The 17840-nt window shown below is 68.2% G+C and carries 15 protein-coding genes and 1 riboswitch; of the genes, 9 read left to right on the forward strand and 6 right to left on the reverse strand.

The genetic code is table 11. The annotated features are described in order from the left end of the window. Positions 1-19: 19 nt before the first annotated feature. The 4 genes from HNQ61_RS19540 to HNQ61_RS19555 all read left to right on the forward strand — a co-directional run bounded on the left by HNQ61_RS19540 (position 20) and on the right by HNQ61_RS19555 (position 6827). Positions 20-1093, forward strand: a complete 1074-nt coding sequence (locus tag HNQ61_RS19540) for an NAD(P)-dependent alcohol dehydrogenase (RefSeq protein WP_170036545.1) — start codon at positions 20-22, stop codon at positions 1091-1093. Beyond that, positions 1093-1791, forward strand: coding sequence for a dihydrofolate reductase family protein (locus HNQ61_RS19545; protein ID WP_170036547.1), 699 nt, complete (start codon positions 1093-1095; stop codon positions 1789-1791). The genes HNQ61_RS19540 and HNQ61_RS19545 overlap by 1 nt, the downstream gene beginning before the upstream one ends. Before the next feature lie 582 nt (positions 1792-2373). Continuing rightward, positions 2374-2565, forward strand: a riboswitch (cobalamin riboswitch). Between the two features lie 261 nt (positions 2566-2826). Next, entirely contained in the window at positions 2827-5655 is a 2829-nt protein-coding gene (locus HNQ61_RS19550) for a ribonucleoside-diphosphate reductase subunit alpha (RefSeq protein ID WP_170040303.1), read from the forward strand. Between the two features lie 170 nt (positions 5656-5825). Continuing rightward, positions 5826-6827: a ribonucleotide-diphosphate reductase subunit beta gene (locus HNQ61_RS19555; protein ID WP_170036549.1), complete on the forward strand. Its 1002-nt coding sequence runs from the start codon at positions 5826-5828 to the stop codon at positions 6825-6827. 66 nt (positions 6828-6893) lie between these two features. Here the strand turns inward: HNQ61_RS19555 and HNQ61_RS19560 are convergent, their stop codons facing one another. After that, on the reverse strand, positions 6894-7172 hold the full coding sequence (locus HNQ61_RS19560; protein ID WP_170036551.1) for a hypothetical protein: 279 nt from the start codon (positions 7170-7172) through the stop codon (positions 6894-6896). Between the two features lie 123 nt (positions 7173-7295). On the opposite strand from HNQ61_RS19560, the gene HNQ61_RS19565 reads away from it, so the two are divergent. After that, complete coding sequence (locus HNQ61_RS19565) at positions 7296-7751, forward strand: acyl-CoA thioesterase (RefSeq protein WP_205761834.1); 456 nt, start codon at positions 7296-7298, stop codon at positions 7749-7751. 50 nt (positions 7752-7801) lie between these two features. Here HNQ61_RS19565 and HNQ61_RS19570 read toward each other — a convergent pair whose 3' ends face one another. From HNQ61_RS19570 to HNQ61_RS19585, 4 genes are all read right to left on the reverse strand, one after another. After that, the gene (locus HNQ61_RS19570; protein WP_170036553.1) at positions 7802-8089 is read right to left on the reverse strand and encodes a hypothetical protein; all 288 of its coding nucleotides are present in this window, start codon (positions 8087-8089) and stop codon (positions 7802-7804) included. A 299-nt stretch (positions 8090-8388) separates the two neighbouring features. After that, the gene (locus tag HNQ61_RS19575; RefSeq protein WP_170036555.1) at positions 8389-8694 is read right to left on the reverse strand and encodes a MoaD/ThiS family protein; all 306 of its coding nucleotides are present in this window, start codon (positions 8692-8694) and stop codon (positions 8389-8391) included. Then, complete coding sequence (locus HNQ61_RS19580; RefSeq protein WP_170036557.1) at positions 8691-9815, reverse strand: WD40/YVTN/BNR-like repeat-containing protein; 1125 nt, start codon at positions 9813-9815, stop codon at positions 8691-8693. The genes HNQ61_RS19575 and HNQ61_RS19580 overlap by 4 nt, the downstream gene beginning before the upstream one ends. Positions 9816-10010: 195 nt before the next feature. After that, positions 10011-12440 carry a ribonuclease H-like domain-containing protein gene (locus tag HNQ61_RS19585; RefSeq protein ID WP_205761836.1) on the reverse strand — a complete coding sequence of 810 codons (2430 nt, stop codon included), beginning with the start codon at positions 12438-12440 and terminating at the stop codon, positions 10011-10013. Between the two features lie 294 nt (positions 12441-12734). Between HNQ61_RS19585 and HNQ61_RS19590 the strand changes: the two genes are divergently transcribed. Further along, on the forward strand, positions 12735-13037 hold the full coding sequence (locus HNQ61_RS19590; protein ID WP_170036559.1) for a hypothetical protein: 303 nt from the start codon (positions 12735-12737) through the stop codon (positions 13035-13037). 105 nt (positions 13038-13142) lie between these two features. Here the strand turns inward: HNQ61_RS19590 and HNQ61_RS19595 are convergent, their stop codons facing one another. Continuing rightward, positions 13143-13448, reverse strand: coding sequence for a pinensin family lanthipeptide (locus HNQ61_RS19595; protein ID WP_170036561.1), 306 nt, complete (start codon positions 13446-13448; stop codon positions 13143-13145). Between the two features lie 165 nt (positions 13449-13613). Between HNQ61_RS19595 and HNQ61_RS19600 the strand changes: the two genes are divergently transcribed. The 3 genes from HNQ61_RS19600 to HNQ61_RS19610 all read left to right on the forward strand — a co-directional run bounded on the left by HNQ61_RS19600 (position 13614) and on the right by HNQ61_RS19610 (position 17697). Next, the gene (locus tag HNQ61_RS19600) at positions 13614-14309 is read left to right on the forward strand and encodes a class I SAM-dependent methyltransferase (RefSeq protein WP_170036563.1); all 696 of its coding nucleotides are present in this window, start codon (positions 13614-13616) and stop codon (positions 14307-14309) included. 850 nt (positions 14310-15159) lie between these two features. Beyond that, positions 15160-15843: a DUF305 domain-containing protein gene (locus HNQ61_RS19605; protein WP_170036565.1), complete on the forward strand. Its 684-nt coding sequence runs from the start codon at positions 15160-15162 to the stop codon at positions 15841-15843. 60 nt (positions 15844-15903) lie between these two features. Beyond that, complete coding sequence (locus HNQ61_RS19610) at positions 15904-17697, forward strand: LVIVD repeat-containing protein (protein ID WP_183685742.1); 1794 nt, start codon at positions 15904-15906, stop codon at positions 17695-17697. The last annotated feature ends 143 nt before the right edge of the window (positions 17698-17840 follow it).

A 17840-nucleotide genomic window follows, 5' to 3' on the forward strand; every position in this document is an offset into this window, starting at 1 on the left:
GCGCGCCTGATCTGATCACATGCCAGCCAACATCGGCTACGCCACCAAGGGACCCAGGAAGCCCCTTCGCCCGTATGCGTTCGACCGCAACCCCGTGGGGCCGCAGGACGTACGCATCCAGATCAGGTTCTGCGGGGTGTGCCGTTCCGACATCCACCAGGCGCGCGACGAGTGGGGCGGACCGCTGGCCACCCACTACCCCTGGATGCCCGGCCACGAGATCGTGGGCATCGTGGCGGAAGTGGGCGGCGAGGTGCGCGCGCACGCCGTGGGTGACCGCGTGGGCGTGGGCTGCATGATCTACTGGGGCGCCGAGGACCAGCGTGGCAAGCCGGACGAGCAGTACCAGAACCCGCCCGCCGTCTTTACCTACAACGCGGTGGACGAAAAGACGGGCGAGATCACCTTCGGCGGCTACTCCGACGAGATCGTGGTGAACGAGCACTTCGTGCTGCGCATTCCCGACGCGATCCCGCTGGAAAAGGCGGCGCCCATCCTGTGCGCGGGCGTGACCACCTGGTCTCCGCTGCGGCACTGGGAGATCGGCGCCGGACATGTCGTGGGCGTGGCGGGAATCGGTGGCCTGGGGCACATGGCCGTGCAGCTTGCCAAGGCGCGCGGGGCGCAGAAGGTGGTGGCGCTCACCACGACGGCGGACAAGCGGGACGAGGCGCTGCGGCTGGGCGCGGACGAGGTGGTGGTGATGAGCGAGAAGGAGCAGGTGGAGGCGCACGCCGCGTCGTTCGACTTCATCCTTTCCACCATCCCCGAAGCGTTCGACATGAAGCCGTATCTGTCGATGGTGAAGCACGATGGCACGCTGGTCACGGTCGGAACGCTGGTCCCTACGCCAAAGGAAGCCATCGACCTGGCCGCGGTCAGCATGACGCGCGTCCGCATCGCGGGATCGATGATCGGCAGCATCGCCGAAACGCAGGAGGTGCTGGACTTCTGCGCCGAGCACGGCATCGCGTCCGACGTGCAGGTGATCCCCATCGACCAGATCAACGAGGCGTTCGAGCAGGTGGTGGCGAAGGAAGCCCGCTTCCGGTACGTCATCGACAACTCCACTCTTCCCAGCAAGGACCAGTGATGGCGGATTCCGATTCGCGGCCGCGTGTCATCTGCCACATGATGACGTCGGTGGACGGGCGCATCGTGGTGGATGGATGGCCGATTTCGCCGGAGGAGCGGCGGCATTACGAGCAGGTGCACGCCAGCTACGACGCGGACGGGTGGATCTGCGGCCGCGTGACGATGGAGCCGTTCGCCGGCGGCCTGCGGTCCGATGCCGAGGTCGCGCGCGAGCACCCGGGTGGCGGCGCGAGGGACGATTTCCGCGCGCCGGGCGAGTTCGATTCGTTCGTGTTCGCCGTCGACGCGAGCGGGCGGCTGGCGTGGGAGTCCGGCGACATCGAGGGCGATCACGTGGTCGCCATCCTGACAGAGCGCGTGTCGGACGAGTACCTGGCGTTTCTGCGGGAGCGCGGTGTGTCGTACCTGCTCGCCGGCGCGGCGGAGGTGGATCTGCCACTCGCGCTGCGGAAGATCGCGTCCGGCTTCGGGGTGCAGACGCTGATGCTGGAGGGCGGCGGGCGGATCAACGGCGGGATGCTGCGCGCGGGGCTGATCGATGAGGTGAGCCTGCTGCTGGCGCCGGTGGTGGACGGGCGCATGGGCACGCCCGCCCTCTTTGACGACGATGAGGATTGCACGCCGTACCGCCTGTCGCTGGAGGGCGTCGAGCAGCGCGAAGGCGGCTTCCTCTGGCTCCGCTACCGCGTCTCGTAGCGCGCGGCCACGCGACGAAAACGGCCGGAGAGCACCCGCTCTCCGGCCGTTCTGTCTTGTTCCTGAATCATCGTTTAGAAACGCTCTCTCGTCACACTTCCCGCCACATCCCCAGGTCACGCCCCTCCACCTGGCATCCTGAGCGAAGCGCCTCCCCAGACTTTCCGCCACCCCGAGCCATGGCGCGAAGTAGAAGGATCTTGCCACGGCGGATGCGGATCGCGCGGCAGGTGGGGAATCGGTTCAGACTCGCACCAACGTGCTCGTGGCCGGCGATGTGGCAAGATCCTTCGACTCGCTGCAAATGACCGTGCAGCCGAAAGTTCGGCATGGCCGCTCGCTCAGGATGACATACCCTGGGGCGTTAGCCACTGGCGGCGCGCCAGGTAATCCCGAGAAACCACAGCGCCACTTGGCGCATCAGCGCCTGATTCCGCGCCCGCCGCCCCCGGCGTCTGTTGAGGCACCGGGCTGCGCTGCCCAAGCGCCTGAATCCGCGAATTCCGCGGGCCTCTTCCGCCCGTCCGCGAACGCACAATCGAGGCGCTTGACAGGACAGGTGGTGCTCGTCTATACTCAGACCACAAGATATAGTGGTCTGGTCGCACTCCTCGCGGAGTGCGTGAAAAGGGAACCCGGTGCGAATCCGGGGCGGCCCCGCCGCTGTGAGGGAGGACGACGGAGAGCATATACGCCACTGCGGGCAACCGCGGGAAGGCGCTCTCCCGAGGATGAATCCCGAGCCAGAAGACCTGCCAGAGCACGGAGCCCGTAGTGTCCCTCGTGGGAAGGGGAACGGGAAAGAAGCGTCCCGGCAGGAAGGGGTGACGCGGCCGCCGCATCCATACGGGTGCGGAGCGCCGCCGTCCTCTCCGTCACGCCGGGCCGCATCGGGCTCCGGGCGCACTGCGCCTGGGGCCTTTGTGTTTTCCGCCATCCGCGCACCCGCCGCGAGGGCGGGGGCACGCCCGCGCACCGTTCCCACAGGGGAGACCGCCACCCCGTTCAGGAGCCGCGACCGTGACCGACCTCGTTCTGCCCTTCGCCCCGCCCGCGCCCGGCACTCCCGCCGGCTCCCCGACAAGCTTTACGCACGTTCAGAAACGCGACGGACGGCTGGTTCCGTACGATCGCGACCGCATTGCGCACGCCGTGGAAATGGCGTTCCGCGCCGAGGCCGGCGTACCCTATCCCGACGCGCTCGACTCGGAAATCGACGACGCGGTGGAGCGCGTGACCACCGGCGCCGAGGCCGCGCTCGCCATCGAAGCGGCGGGCGGCGAGCGCATCGGCATTGAAAGCATCCAGGACGAAGTGGAGCGGCAGCTGATGGCGGGCGGCCACTTTTCCGTCGCGCGGCGCTTTATCGTCTATCGCGAGGCGCGGGCGCGCGGCCGGGCGGAGCGGCGCATCCGCATTCGCGAGGCGGACGGGCGCGAGTCGGTGCTGGACCGCGCCGTTCTGCGCTCCGCCATCACCGAAGCCGCCACCGGGCTGGGTCCTTCCGTCGACGTGGAGGGCGTGTACCGCGACATGGTGGCGGGCCTGTACGACGGCGTGTCGCGCGAGGAGATCGGCAGGGCGGGGGTGATGGCGGCCCGCGCGCGGACGGAGCGCGAGCCGGAGTACGCGTACCTGGCCGCGCGGCTGCTGCTGACGCAGGTGTACGCCGAGGCGCTGGGCGCGCCCGTGGCCCTGCACGACATGGAGCGGCTGTACGGCGCCCGCTTTGGCGCGTACCTGCGCCGCGGCGTGGACGCCGGGCTGCTGAACCCGGCGCTGCTGGAGTTTGACGTGCCGTGCTTGGCGGGCGAACTGCGGGCGGAGCGCGACCGCGCCTTTGCCTTCATGGGCGTGCAGACGCTGTACGACCGCTACCTGCTGCACGACGCCGACACCCGCTTCGAGCTGCCGCAGTGGTTCTGGATGCGCGTCGCCATGGGCCTCGCGCTGGCGGAAAAGGCGGCGGAGCGGACGGAGCGCGCCATCGAATTCTACGGCGTGCTGTCCACCTTCCGCTTCTGTTCATCCACCCCCACGCTGTTCAACGCCGGCACGCGGCATCCGCAGCTTTCGTCGTGCTTTCTTACCAGCGTGCAGGACGACCTGGGCGACATCTTCAAGGCCATCCGCGACGACGCCCTGCTCAGCAAGTGGAGTGGCGGGCTGGGCAACGACTGGACGCCGGTGCGCGCGCTGGGCTCGCGCATCCGCGGGACCAACGGCCGCAGCCAGGGCGTGATCCCCTTCCTCAAGGTGGCCAACGACACCGCCGTGGCGGTCAACCAGGGCGGCAAACGGCAGGGCGCCATCTGCGCCTACCTGGAAACGTGGCACCTGGACCTGGAAGAGTTCCTGGAACTGCGCAAGAACACGGGGGATGACCGGCGCCGTACGCACGACATGCACACGGCGCACTGGATTCCCGACCTGTTCATGAAGCGCGTGCGCGAAGACGGGCCGTGGACGCTCTTCAGCCCCAGCGACACGCCGGACCTGCACGACCTGTACGGCGCCGCCTTCGACACCCGCTACGCCGAGTACGAGCGGATGGCGGATGACGGGCGGATTGTGCTGCACAAGCGGGTGCGCGCGTCCGAGCTGTGGCGGAAGATGCTTTCCATGCTGTTCGAAACGGGGCATCCCTGGCTGACGTGGAAGGACCCGTCCAACGTGCGCTCGCCGCAGGACCACGCCGGCGTCGTCCACAACTCCAACCTGTGCACCGAGATCCTGCTCAACACCAGCCGGGACGAGGCGGCGGTGTGCAACCTGGGCAGCATCAACCTGGCCGCGCACACCGGGCCCGGGGGGCTGAACGCGGAGCGACTTGCCGCCACCGTTCGGACTGCCGTGCGCATGCTGGACAACGTGATCGACATCAACCTCTACCCCATTCCCGAGGCGGAGGCGGCCAACCTGCGCCACCGTCCCGTCGGCCTGGGGATCATGGGATTCCAGGACGCGCTGCACCGCCTGGGCCTCTCCTACGCGTCCGACGAAGCCGTGGAGTTCGCGGACGAGAGCATGGAACTGGTGTCGTGGCACGCCATCCTGGGCTCGGCGGAGCTGGCGGCGGAACGCGGGGCGTACGCGAGCTACGCGGGCAGCAAGTGGGACCGCGGGCTGCTCCCCATCGACACCATCGATCTGCTGCAGGCGGAGCGCGGGCTTCCGGTGGACGTGGCGCGCGGCGGGCGGCTGGACTGGACGCCGGTGCGCAACGCGGTGGCCGCGCACGGGATGCGCAACAGCAACATGCTGGCGATCGCGCCGACGGCGACGATCAGCAACATCTGCGACGTCGCGCAGTCCATCGAGCCCACGTACAAGAACCTGTACGCCAAGAGCAACCTGTCCGGCGACTTTACGGTCATCAACCGCCACCTGGTGGACGATCTGCGCGCGCTGGGATTGTGGGACGCGGAGATGGTGGAGGACCTGAAGTACCACGACGGCTCGGTGCAGGAGATCGCCCGCGTACCACAGGAACTGCGCGACCGCTACCGCACCGCGTTCGAGATCGACGCCGAGTGGCTGATCCGCTGCGCCGCGCGCCGGCAGAAGTGGATCGACATGGCGCAGTCGCTGAACCTGTACCTGGACCGGCCCAGCGGCCGCCGCCTGAGCGAGATGTACATGCTGGCGTGGGAATGCGGCCTCAAGACCACGTACTACCTGCGCACGGTGGGCGCGGGCGGCGTGGAGGCCAGCACGGTGGACGTGAACCGGCGCGGACTTCAGCCCCGGTGGATGAAGTCCGTCAGCGCCTCGTCCGACGTGCGCGTGGAGCGGGGAAGCGACCCGGCGCCGCTGCCGGCGGAGGCGTGCAGCCTGGATGGGGATTGCGAAGCGTGCCAGTGAGGGAATAGGGAATAGGGGATAGGGAATAGGAACGGCGGGATTTCCATGGATCGGCAGAGACTGCAACCGGTTGCGCGACCGAGCCGCCGAAAACCGCCGCCCTTGAACCTTTGATCTTTCGCACTCACGCACTAACGCACCCAGCACTCACGCACTTCCAGACCCGTCCAATGACCGAAAAACGCCTGATCAACGCCGACGTCGTGGACGTCAACCAGCTCATGCCGCTCAAGTACCATTGGGCGTGGGAGCACTACCTGAACGGAAACCGCAACCACTGGCAGCCGCAGGAAGTGCCGATGGGGCGCGACGTTGCGACGTGGAAGGGCGGCGACCTGAGCCCCGCCGAACGGCGGGTGATCCTGCGCAACCTGGGCTTCTTCTCGACGGCGGAAAGCCTGGTGGCCAACAACATCGTGCTTGCCATCTTCCGCCACGTCACCAACCCGGAATGCCGGCAATACCTGCTGCGGCAGGCGTTTGAAGAAGCCATTCACACGCACTGCTTTCACTACATCGTCGAAAGCCTGGGGCTGGACGGGGAAGAAATCTTTACCATGCACCGCGAGGTGAACACAATCGCGGGCAAGGACGAGTTCGACATGGCGCTCACGGCGGAGCTCATGGACTCGGATTTCAACACGCAGACGGTGGAGGGCGCGCAGAAGTTCGTGGAGAACCTGGTGGGCTTCTACGTGATCATGGAGGGAATCTTCTTCTACTCCGGCTTCGCGATGATGCTTTCCTTTCACCGCCAGAACCGGATGACGGGAATCGGCCAGCAGTTTCAGTACATTCTGCGCGACGAAAGCACGCACCTGAACTTTGGCATCGACCTCATCAACGGCATCGTGGCGGAAAATCCGCGGGTGTGGACGCCGGAACTGCGCGCACGTTTGTCCGCCAAGATCGAGCGCGCGGTGGAACTGGAGATCGCGTACGCGGAAGACTGCCTGCCGCACGGGATCCTGGGATTGAACGCCGGCCTGTTCCGCGACTACGTGCAGCACATTGCCGACCGGCGGCTGGAAAGGATCGGCCTGCCCGTACGCTACGGCTCGCCCAACCCGTTTCCGTGGATGAGCGAGGCCATCGACCTCAAAAAGGAAAAGAACTTCTTTGAGACGACCGTGACGGAATACCAGTCGTCCGCCGCGCTTTCCTGGGATTGATGAACGAAAGCGGGTGGATGGCGCGCGATCGCCATCCACCCGCCGCACCGCGACCGCCGGGGCGGATCAGCAGCCGGTGACGCCGGGGCACGTGGGATCGGTGAGGGTGGGCAGGTCCAGGATGCCGCAGACGCTCGGGTCCGTGTCCTCCACCGGCTCGCACGGGCACGACGCCTCGCCCCAGTACGACATGGGGTAATCCACACACTCCGTACGGTACAGCGCGACGGTGTGATAGCAGGTGTAACCGCTGTTGCCGCGCACCGTTCCGCGCTGCTCCGCCAGTTCCGCGGTGGTGAACGACGAAACCTCGAGCTCGGCGATGTCCAGGCGAATCTTCTTCATGGCTCCTCCGTGAGTGGGGCGATGGATGAACGCAAACTACCCGGTACCGTCCGCAAAGGACGCTTCCGCGCATTCGTGAGGACCGCGCGGCTGATCATTTCCGATCCTGAACCCGATCTGCACATGCCCATGCTTCCCGCCGAAACGCGGATGGTGTTTTCCGTGTTTCCCAGTCACACCAACCACTACCACACGCTGTTCGGCGGTACCGCAATGGCGTGGATGGACCAGGCCGCGTTCATCTGTGGCACGCGCTGGTGCCGCACCAAGGTGGTGACGGTGCACTCCAGCGAAATCAGCTTCAAGCAGCCCGTTCCCGAAGGCTCCATCGCCGAGGTGGTGGCATGGATCAGCGCCACGGGCCGCACCTCCATGACGATTCCCGTGGAGATGTACGTGGAGCTCATGGACCGCGACGAGCGCATCCTGGCCTGCCGCGGCGAGTTCGTCCTGGTCGCCATGGGCGCGGACGGCCGCCCCACGGCGGTCCCTGCCCGCGATCCCGATCCGCGGGAGGAATTACCTCCGGCAGAGTGCCGTACGCAGCGACTGCACGAAGTCGTTGATGACGGGATCTGAATGACAGAAGCACGCCTCCGCATCGGTGGCGTGCTTCTGCATTCGGCGGATCAGCAGCCGGTCACGCCGGGGCACGTGGGGTCCACGATCGTGGGATTGGGCTGCAGAATGGGCGGGCAGTCGCGCGGGTCATCGGTGTAGCGCACCATGGGACACGTGCACGTCTGCTCGCCCCAGTACGAGACGGGGTAGTAGGCGCACTGCGTACGGATGACGGCGACGGTGGCGTAGCAGGTGTAGCCGCTGTTTCCGCGCACCGTTCCGCGCTGCTCGTTGAACTCCGCGGTCGTGAACGACGAAACCTCGAGTTCGGCGACGTCCAGGCGAATCTTCTTCATGGCTCCTCCAGCGTGAGTGGGTCGATGGATGAATCCAATCTAGCTGGAACCGTCGGAAAAGGATACTCTCGCGTACTGTGCGCGTCCGCGAAGGATGCTCTCTCGTGGCCGCTACCGCGCGATCTGCCTGACGCGAGTACGCCCTCGGCCGCGGTGGCGTGCTTCCGCGGATCAGAACTGTTGATGATGGATGATGGTCGTTCGACCAATCGCCCACGCGGCACCCGATGGTCCACCGCGCGGCTGATCGCGATCACCTCATTCGCTGAACACCTTTCACCGTCATCCGATGATGACCATCAGCCGCCGCTGACGGCGGCGATGATGGTGATGGTGGCCGCGGCGGGAAGCGGCGTCCGCAATCCATCCAGAAAGCGGATGTTCTCGCCATCCACAAACACGTTCACGTGCCGCCGCACATCGCCCGGTTCGTCCAGCACGCGCTCCACCACGCCGGGGTGGAGCGCGTGCAGGGTGTGCAGCGCATCGCCCACCGTCGTGCCCGCATCCTCGCACGCCACCGTGGCGAGCCCGCCCGCGTACGGCCGCAGCGCGCCGGGAAGCTCGAACGTGATTGCGCCCGCCTGGACCGCCGCCGTGCTCATACGCCCACCACGGCGGCGCGCACGCACACAATGGGCGGCAGCACACCGCTGAGTTCCCGCCACGAGTCGCCGTCATCCGCCGAGCCGAACAGCCGCCCGCTGCGCGTCCCGAAGTAGATGCCCGCGGGCGCGCCGCCGTCCGACGTCATGGAATCGCGCAGCACCGTCTCGTACGCGTTTTCCTGCGGGAGCCCCTCCGTCAGCGGCTGCCACGAGGCGCCCGCGTCACGCGTGCGGTAGACGCGCATCCTGGCCTCAGGCACGCAGCGGAACTCGTCGGATTCCAGCGGGATGATGTAGACGGTGTCGGGATCGGCCGGGTGCATCTGCATGGCGAAGCCGAAGTCCGATGGAACGCCGTTGGCGATGTCCGTCCAGCTGTCGCCCCAGTCGTCGCTTCGGTACAGCCCCCAGTGGTTCTGCAGAAACAGCCGCTCCGGCCGCGACGGGTGGTTGACGACCTTGTGCACGCACTGCCCGAATTCCGGATACTGGTCCGGCTGAAAGACGCAGCGCACGCCCGCGTTGCGCGGCGTCCAGCTTTTTCCGCCATCGTCCGTGCGGTAAAAGCCGGCGGTGGAGATGGCCACGCCCATCCGCGCCGAATCCGCCGGATCCGTGACGATGGTGTGCAGGCACAGCCCGCCGCCACCCGGCTGCCAGCGCGGCCGGTGCTCGTGGTTCAGCAGCCCCTCCACGGGCGCCCAGGTTTCGCCTGCGTCGCGCGAGGTGAAGAGCGCGGCGGGCTCCACGCCGGCGTACATCACCTCCGGCTCCGCGGCCGGCCCGGGATGCAGCTGCCAGATGTTGTTGAGCGCCAGCCCCGAATCCTCGGGAAAGCGGACGTTCTTGCGGTCCGGCGCGGACCACGTGGCGCCGAAGTCGTCGCTGGCGCGCACCACGCTCCCCCAGTGAAAACTCTGCGTCCCCGCCAGAATGCGCCGCCGCCCGCCGCGCTGGTCGAACGCGAGCGAGTACACAGTCTCGCCGCGAAAGTACGGGCCGTACGTCCGCCACTCCCGCCGCTCGCGGTCGGACGTGAGCACGAACGCGCCCTTCATCGTCCCCGCGAGCACGATCACGTCGCCGTCCAATACGGTGGGAGCTTCGTCCTGGGCCATCGGGGTCTCCGTTTTGGGGGCGGCGGAACGAGCGTGGAGCGCGCAGTCTAATCGTCCGCGCCGCGTTCGCCAAGCACTTTGTTGAGCGCCACTCACCTCCCGCCACACGCGAGCAAAACGCTCACTCCGCGGCTCAGCACGGGGATGACCCACGGTTTGCCTTGCGGCTCACCGTCGCCTCTCGAACGCACTCTCCTATGACGTGATGGCCGCGGCGGACGGAGCGGTGCTGGCGGGGACGGGGCGTGAGTCGAGGACGGTGTGCATGCTCGCGGTGGATGGCGCAAAGAGAGAAAGCTGGTCCGCCGCCGCGAACACTTCCGCGAAGTCGGCCGCCGTCAGCGCGCGGGCGAGGCGCACGGCAAAGGTGTCGCGCAGCAGGCGGGAATAGTGGTCTACGTCGTAGTCGCGCGGGTCCGAGACGCCGCCCGTGTCGTCATCCGTGGACGCGACCACGCCCGCGCCGCCACCCTGCGTGCGGTACACGCGCACCCGCTCGCCCACGCGCCAGCGGGTGCGCCCGCTGGCGAGCAGCGCCTCGTACGCCAGTTCGCGCCGCGTCTCGCGGGTTTCCGCGTACCGCTCAGGCGACTTGGTGAGCCGCACGCGCGACGATACATCGTACGTCGACAGTTCGCGCGTGCGCAGGGCGCGCAGCGTGGCCAGGTACTCGCCCCGCAACCCGGTGATGTCGCCCGCGAACAGGAGCGGGAGGGCGCGCCGCAGAAACGCCTCGCCATACGGCTCCGACCGGCTGGAGCGAAAGGCGACGCCGCGCAGCAGCAGCGTGCCGTCGTAGCCCAGGAGCGCGTAGTTCTTGGGCTCGTGCGAAAGCATCGCCGCGTACCGGCCGTCGAACTCCAGTTGCACCAGTGGCGGCAGAAGGGCGTCCACCTCCGCCACCACGCGCCGCTCGTCCGCCTCCGTCCAGCCCTCCGGAACGGCGAAGTACACACCGTCCGTGTCCGCTTCCAGCAGGGTTACGCCCCGCGCAGCCAGTTCGCGGCACATGAAGTTGAGTGTCTCGCGCCCGCGGCGGGTGACTTCGTTGGCGGCGTGCACGTCCGCAAAGCGCGTAAGCCCGCCGCCCGCCGCCAGATAGCCGTACGCGGAGTTGACCAGCAGCTTCATGGCCGCGGACATGGCCTCGTGCGTGTGGCGCTCGGCGGAGCCGGGGGGCGCGGCGCGGCCGCTCGCCTTTGCCGCCAGCCGCTGCTCCACCAGGCGGTCCACCAGCGCCACCAGCGCGCCCAGGTGGTCCGGCGCCGGCCCGATGCGATAGGCGCGCATGAGCGACGGGTACAGGCTGGCGACGTCGGCCTTCACCACGCGGCGGGCCACGCCTGTCGCAAAAAGGTGCAGGGCGGCGCCGCTGTGCGGGGTGCCGTCCCAGGGCGCGTGCGCGGGAAGCGCCGCCCCCGCGCGCAGATACGCGCGCACGAGCAGCGGGTCGATGACGCCCGTGGCGGGGCCGGCGTCCGCCAGCCGCTCGTACCGGCGCGGCGCCATGCGGGCCAGCGCGAACGCGGCGCCGCCCAGCACGCGCGAGATGGCGGCGACCTCCTCTACGTCGTCCGTGGCGTAGCGGCGGATGCGCTCGGGGTCGGTGCGGTAGATGGTATGGATCTGCGCGCCGGGCACGTATTCGCGGTCCGGCGCCGCGACACCCAAGTGCCGGGCGACGGCCTTGAGCCCGTGCCCCGGCAGCTCGCGCGCGGAGAAATCGTAGCGCATCACCGCGTCCATCGTGTCGATCAGCTCGCGGCCGGGCGCCACGAAGCGCACGCGGCGGCTGGGATCGTCGCCGCGCGCGGTGCCGCGCCGGGCCGCGCGCTCGCGCAGGCCCAGCTTCGCCAGCCGCCCCAGCGCGAGCGGCACGCCGAGTTTGCGCGCGCGCGTGGCCAGAAAGGGGAGGTCGAACCCGTGCAGGTTATGGTTCTCGATGACGTCCGGATCGGCCTCGCAAATCAGCGCCACCAGCCGGCGGATGAGGTCCGCCTCGGCCGCGTCGCCCTCGCCGTCCGCTTCCAGAACGTGCGGCGCGCCGGACGCATCCAGCACGGCCACCATGAAGATGCGGTTGCGCGTGGCGTCCAGCCCCGTCGTTTCCAGGTCGAACTGCAGGCGATGCAGTTGATCGAAGGCGAGGTCGCGAAAATACGTACGCCCGGTGGCCACCAGGTACTGCTCCTCGGGCGGAAGCGCGAAGGCGGAGCCGGGGCCAAGGTCGCGCAGATGGCGCAGTTGCTGGTTCAGGCGGCGGGAGGCGCCGTGCAGCACCGCGTTGGCCAGCGCCGCTCCATCCTCGGCGGAAACCAGGAAGCGGAGCGCGCCCGGGCCGTCCAGCTCGCGGAACCGGAACGGAGCGTCGCCGCCGTCGCGGGCAAGGCGGGAACCGAGATGGTGCAGATCATCCATCCGGTCCAGCAGAATCCACGGCCGATAGCGCTCATCCTCGCGGACGAGCGCGCCGGTGTCCGGAATCCGCCGCCAGACGATGGCGCGGCCGCTGGGCTCCGCCCACACGGAAACGATCCCCGGCGTGCGATCCCATCCCCACAGCCACTCGTCTTCGCGCGACACACGCGGCTCATCTCCCGCCATCGCCGAGCCAGGCGGGTGCATCGGCCCGTCGTGGGAGGGGAGAGTCATCGCGCGGGGTGGGAAGGGGTATCGAGAGCGCACGGGGAAGGTGGCCTCTCCGCATCATTGTACGCGGACCGAATCTCTCCCGAAAGAATCACGGGCCGCCATCCGGCAGGACAGATTCCGCCAGCGCCGTTACCGCGGGTCCCGCGGTGCCGTTGCCCGATCGACAAAAACGGCGTAATATATGCGTGTTTGCTGGGGCGAAATGATGGATCTACCCTGTCCGTTCTCGCGGTCGCGCGTGGCGGCAATCGACTCTTGGAGGATGCCATGAAGAGCAAGCTTCGCCTGAACATCGACCAGCTTTCGGTGGAATCGTTCGCCATTCCCGGTGTGGATGACGGTGCGGGAACGGTGCGCGCGCACATCGTGGTTCCGCCGGAGGAGCCGGCGAGCGACTACCAGGGGTACTGCGGCACCAACTACGTGTCGTGCAACGGCTCGTGCGCCAGCTGCGTGCAGACGTGCTGGAACACGTGCGCGGAAACGTGTGCGTCGTGCGTGTACACCTGCCAGCTCAGCTGTCACAGCGTCTGCCACGAACCGGCTCCCACCAACAACTGCTACATCTAGGCGTCGAGCCATCAGGAAAGGGTCCTCGCACGTTGTCTTACGGGGACCCTTTCTGTTTCGGCCATCAGCGGAAGGCGTCGAAAGCCCCAGATACGTCGCGCCGGATCAGCAGATGTTCAGCCAGCAGGTTTCCGGCTGGGCGCAGGTGGCGTAGTCGCACGTTCCCTGGCAGGTGTTGCCGCCGCAGGTGTACGCACCGCTCCCGCCACAGCCGTTGCAGGTCTGCTCGCACGTGAACGCGCACGACAGACAGCTGGCGGGATAGCAGGTGTTAATGCAGGTTCCGTTGCAGCTCTCGTCGGCGTACGTGGTGCCATCGCGCCCTTCCACGGTGCCGCGCGCTCCGGTGGAAGCGTCGGTGGCGAACGACTCCACGGTGAGCGACTCAAGCGTCAGCGACAGCTTCTTCATCGTGCTTTCTCCGGAACGGAAGTTGGGCGGGATGGAATCAGAACGGGCATATGATGTCCGTTTCTGTGAGGTGCGTCAATCCTGGCCCGCCATCCACCGTACCGCCCGCAGCGCTGACGGAATCGCGGGACAGGCCCCCGCGCGAACGGAACAACGACGGATCACATGGTCGACTATCATCAGATCTATGCCGAGCAGGCGGATGCGTATGACCGGCTGGTGCGGGCGGAGGACTGGCGGGGGAACCTGCCGCGCATCATCAACGAACTGATCCCGCCACGGTGCGAGCGGGTGCTGGAGGTCGGCGCGGGGACGGGGCGGCTGACGCGCATGCTGCCGCACTCGGCGCGGATCGTTGCGACGGAGGGCTCCGAGGCGATGCTGCGGGTAGCGGAAAACGGACTTGGCGCGGCGCGGACCATCGGGTTCTGCACGGCGGATGCGCGGGCGCTTCCGATGCGCGACGGGTGGGCGGACGTGGCGATCGCGGGGTGGGTGTTCGGGCACTTCTGCGACTGGCACGAGGCCTCCGCCGAGGCGGAGATCGACCGCGCGATCGGGGAAATGCGCCGCTGCCTGCGCCCGGGCGGGACGGCCGTGATCCTGGAAACACTGGGGACGGGAACGCCGTCCGCTGGCGCGCCCACGCCGGGGCTGGAGCGCTACTACCGGCGGATGGAGGACGTGTTCGGCTTCACGCGATCCGTCGTGGAGACGGATTACGAGTTCGCGGACCGGCGCACGGCGGAGGAACTGGTGACGTTCTTCTTTGGCGAGGAGACGGCGCGCGAGATCGGGCCGGGGGAGCGTCCGCGGCTGCGGGAGTTCACCGGCCTTTGGACGTGGACGGACGTGGCGTGAAACGCGGACCATCCAACGCAGCGCACGTCTGATCTGTCCTCCCCTGCGGAGCGGCGGACGGCGCCGCCGGATGCGCCCGCGCTGAGTTCATCCGCATTTTTGAGAGAGCACCCAATCCGCTCGAGCAGGCCGGAATCCGCCACCGCTCCACCTGATCGCGTCTTTTGACCGAGGTGGCGCAGGGCGGGACTTGCCCGCTCGCCAGCGGTGGGTCATCTGTCCTCGATGGGCATCGGGCGGGGAAGGACGTCGCGAATGCTGGAGCACTGAAGTTGCCGCGACAACAGCGGAAAGCCTCACGAACAGATGTGAGGCTTCACCAGCCACAGCCCAATGGGCACCGCCACGGATGTCCTTGAATACGTGTCACGCCACAGCCGACGCGCACAAGGTGCGGTGAGGAAGGCAATCCGCGTGAGAAACTGTGGTGCGGAACGCGACGTTGGCTTGGCGCAGGCTAGATCCTTCGGTCGAGCAGAGCTCGGCGCTGAGGAGAGCACGGCGCACGCTCCCTCAGGATGACGCCTTGGGGCGTGATGCGTGGGATGCGATGCGTGGTGCGTGTTTTCATCGGGCAGCGTGGGCTCCGAAGACCGTATTCGAACATCCTCTCGGGAGACGCCGTGGGCGTGAAGCTCCGCGGAGGTCGTTGCGCTCAGCGGTGCGGCGCGCGGTCGCAAGCAGGCGGTTTGCGGGTGCCTGGCGGACCATCCGCCGGAGCGCATCGGCGAGCAGAGGCGCGGAGAACGGGGACCTTTCGCACGCTCTTGCGGGGTACCAGCGCGCGAGCCATTGTGCGGTATACGGAATACCGCGCATCAGACGTATCCACACGCGAAGCACGGACGGAATGCTGAGATCGTCACGCTGGATCCCGTCCGCGGCCGCGCTGAGCCTGGCGCTGCTCGCGGCGTGCGGCACCTCGCCGGGCACCACGACCACGCCGGCGCCCGCGCCCGCCATGCAGGACCACGCCCACATGCACGGCGCCTCATCGACGGCGACGCCGGCGGGCGGGGACTCGTCGGGCGTGAACCGCGGGGACGTGGCGTTCATGCAGGGGATGATCGGCCATCACGCCCAGGCGCTGGTGATGACGGCGCTGGTTCCGCAGCGCACCACCCGCCCCGACGTCCGCCTGATCGCCGAGCGCATCGACGCCTCGCAGCACGAGGAGATCGCGCGGATGCAGCGGTGGCTGCGCGCCCGCGGGCAGGCCGCGCCGGACCCGTCGGCGCACGCGGGGCACGACATGCCCGGCCACGCCATGATGCCCGGCATGCTGACTACGGACGAACTGGCGCGCCTGAGCGCCGCAACCGGCCCCGAGTTCGACCGCCTGTTCCTGGAGTACATGATCCGCCACCACCAGGGCGCGCTGACCATGGTGTCGCAGCTGTTCGCCACGCAGGGCGCGGCCCAGGATTCGGAGATGTACCAGTTTGCGTCGGACGTGGACGCGGACCAGCGCATGGAGATCGAGCGCATGCGCCAACTGCAGAACGGGCCGGCGGCCGGCCCTCGCCAGCGCTGACCGGCTCCCTCCAGGGCCGGCCGCGGAAGTTTCCCCCCACCTCACATCAAGACAATCACGATGAACACCGAAGCAACGACGCGGCGCCCGCGCGGCATGGCCGCGCGCGTGTGGCCCGTGGTGCTGGCCGCCGGCCTGCTGGGCGCGACGGACGCGGCCGCGCAGGCGCCCCGCCAGCCGGACCCGCGCGTGGGGCTCAAGGCCGGCTTCATGGACGCCGGCGAGGCCGCGCGCAACATGGAACTGGTGGGCCACCACAACAAGGCGCCGGGATTCTCCAATCCCGCCAACAACGGTGACTTCGCGTTCGCCAATTCCGACATGGCGTTCAGCGGCAACCGGCTGTTCATGGGCAGCTACCACGGCGTGCAGGTGTTTGACATCAGCAACCCGCGCACCCCGGCGGTGGTGGCCACCATCGCCTGCCCGGGCGGCCAGGGCGACGTGTCCGTCTACCGCAACCTGCTCTTCCTCTCGGTGGAAGAAACGCGCGGCCGGCTGGACTGCGGCGCGCAGGGCGTGCGCGACACCGTGAGCACCGAGCGCTTCCGCGGCGTGCGCATCTTTGACATCAGTGACGTGCGCAACCCGCGCCAGGTGGCCAGCGTGCAGACCTGCCGCGGCTCGCACACGCACACGCTGGTGCCGGACCCGCGCGACCCCGCCAACCTGTACGTGTACGTGTCGGGCACCAGCCAGGTGCGCTCGCCCAGCGAGCTTGCGGGCTGCTCGGGGCGCCGTCCCAGCGAGGACCCCAACACCTCGTACTTCCGCATCGAAGTCATTCAGGTTCCGGTGGCGCGCCCGCAGGAAGCGCGCATCGTGAGCATGCCGCGCGTGTTCGCCAACGCCGAGGGATCGCCGGCCGGGCTGTGGCAGGGCGGCAACCACGGCGAGGGCACGCAGACAACCGCGCAGACCAACCAGTGCCACGACATCACCGTGTATCCGCAGATGGGGCTGGCGGCGGGCGCGTGCTCGGGCAACGGCATTCTGATGGACATCCGCGACCCGGCCAACCCGGTGCGCATCGACCAGGTGAGCGACCCCAACTTCGCCTACTGGCACTCGGCTACGTTCAACAACGACGGCACCAAGGTGCTGTTCAGCGACGAGTGGGGCGGGGGAACGGCGCCGCGCTGCCGCGACACCGACCGTCCGGAGTGGGGCGCGGACGCGATCTTTACGCTGACGAACCGCAAGCTCACGCAGGTGGGCTACTACAAGCTTCCGGCGGCGCAGACCGCGCTGGAAAACTGCGTGGCGCACAACGGCTCGCTGATTCCGGTGCCGGGGCGCGACATCCAGGTGCAGTCGTGGTACCAGGGCGGCATTTCCATCGTGGACTTCACGGATGGCGCGCGCCCGGTGGAGATCGCGTTCTTTGACCGCGGGCCGCAGGACGCCAACCAGATGCTCATTGGCGGATACTGGTCGTCGTACTGGTACAACGGCAACATCTACGGCTCGGAGATCGGCCGCGGGCTGGACGTGTTCCAGCTGAAGCCCAGCGACATGCTTTCGCAGAACGAGATCGACGCGGCCAAGCTGGTGACGTTCCGCGAGTTCAACCCGCAGAACCAGCAGCGCCTGGAGTGGCCGGCCGCCTTCGTGGTCGCCCGCGCCTACGTGGACCAGCTGGCCCGCGGCAACGCGCTGGTGCCGTCGCGGCTCACGGCCATCCGCACCAGCCTGTCGCGCGCGGAGCGGATGTCCGGTGCGACCCGGCGCACGGCGCTCAACACGCTGGCCACTTCGCTGGACCGCGACGTGGCGCGCGCCGCCGACCCGGAGCGCGTCCGCATGCTGTCCGCCGCGGTCCGCCAGCTGGCGACGGCCCGGACCACGCGCTGATCTGATTCCGCGGCGCTCCGGGATCCTGTCCGGACGCAGCTCGATCTGATGAACGAAACGCACCGCGAGCCCCCGTGCTCGCGGTGCGTTTTTCTTTTGATGACGGGACATACTGCAACGCGGTGCAGGATGCGGGTGCGAGG

Source organism: Longimicrobium terrae (assembly GCF_014202995.1).
GTDB lineage: Bacteria > Gemmatimonadota > Gemmatimonadetes > Longimicrobiales > Longimicrobiaceae > Longimicrobium > Longimicrobium terrae.

Excerpts from the sequence above, each read along its gene's own strand:
- HNQ61_RS19610 (WP_183685742.1), top strand. The coding sequence starts at position 15,904 with ATGAACACCGAAGCAACGACGCGGCGCCCGCGCGGCATGGCCGCGCGC.
- HNQ61_RS19580 (WP_170036557.1), bottom strand. The coding sequence starts at position 9,815 with ATGGCCCAGGACGAAGCTCCCACCGTATTGGACGGCGACGTGATCGTG.
- HNQ61_RS19590 (WP_170036559.1), top strand. The coding sequence starts at position 12,735 with ATGAAGAGCAAGCTTCGCCTGAACATCGACCAGCTTTCGGTGGAATCG.
- HNQ61_RS19545 (WP_170036547.1), top strand. The coding sequence starts at position 1,093 with ATGGCGGATTCCGATTCGCGGCCGCGTGTCATCTGCCACATGATGACG.
- HNQ61_RS19585 (WP_205761836.1), bottom strand. The coding sequence starts at position 12,440 with ATGCACCCGCCTGGCTCGGCGATGGCGGGAGATGAGCCGCGTGTGTCG.
- HNQ61_RS19565 (WP_205761834.1), top strand. The coding sequence starts at position 7,296 with ATGCCCATGCTTCCCGCCGAAACGCGGATGGTGTTTTCCGTGTTTCCC.
- HNQ61_RS19560 (WP_170036551.1), bottom strand. The coding sequence starts at position 7,172 with ATGAAGAAGATTCGCCTGGACATCGCCGAGCTCGAGGTTTCGTCGTTC.
- HNQ61_RS19605 (WP_170036565.1), top strand. The coding sequence starts at position 15,160 with ATGCTGAGATCGTCACGCTGGATCCCGTCCGCGGCCGCGCTGAGCCTG.
- HNQ61_RS19570 (WP_170036553.1), bottom strand. The coding sequence starts at position 8,089 with ATGAAGAAGATTCGCCTGGACGTCGCCGAACTCGAGGTTTCGTCGTTC.
- HNQ61_RS19575 (WP_170036555.1), bottom strand. The coding sequence starts at position 8,694 with ATGAGCACGGCGGCGGTCCAGGCGGGCGCAATCACGTTCGAGCTTCCC.
- HNQ61_RS19600 (WP_170036563.1), top strand. The coding sequence starts at position 13,614 with ATGGTCGACTATCATCAGATCTATGCCGAGCAGGCGGATGCGTATGAC.
- HNQ61_RS19595 (WP_170036561.1), bottom strand. The coding sequence starts at position 13,448 with ATGAAGAAGCTGTCGCTGACGCTTGAGTCGCTCACCGTGGAGTCGTTC.
- HNQ61_RS19540 (WP_170036545.1), top strand. The coding sequence starts at position 20 with ATGCCAGCCAACATCGGCTACGCCACCAAGGGACCCAGGAAGCCCCTT.
- HNQ61_RS19555 (WP_170036549.1), top strand. The coding sequence starts at position 5,826 with ATGACCGAAAAACGCCTGATCAACGCCGACGTCGTGGACGTCAACCAG.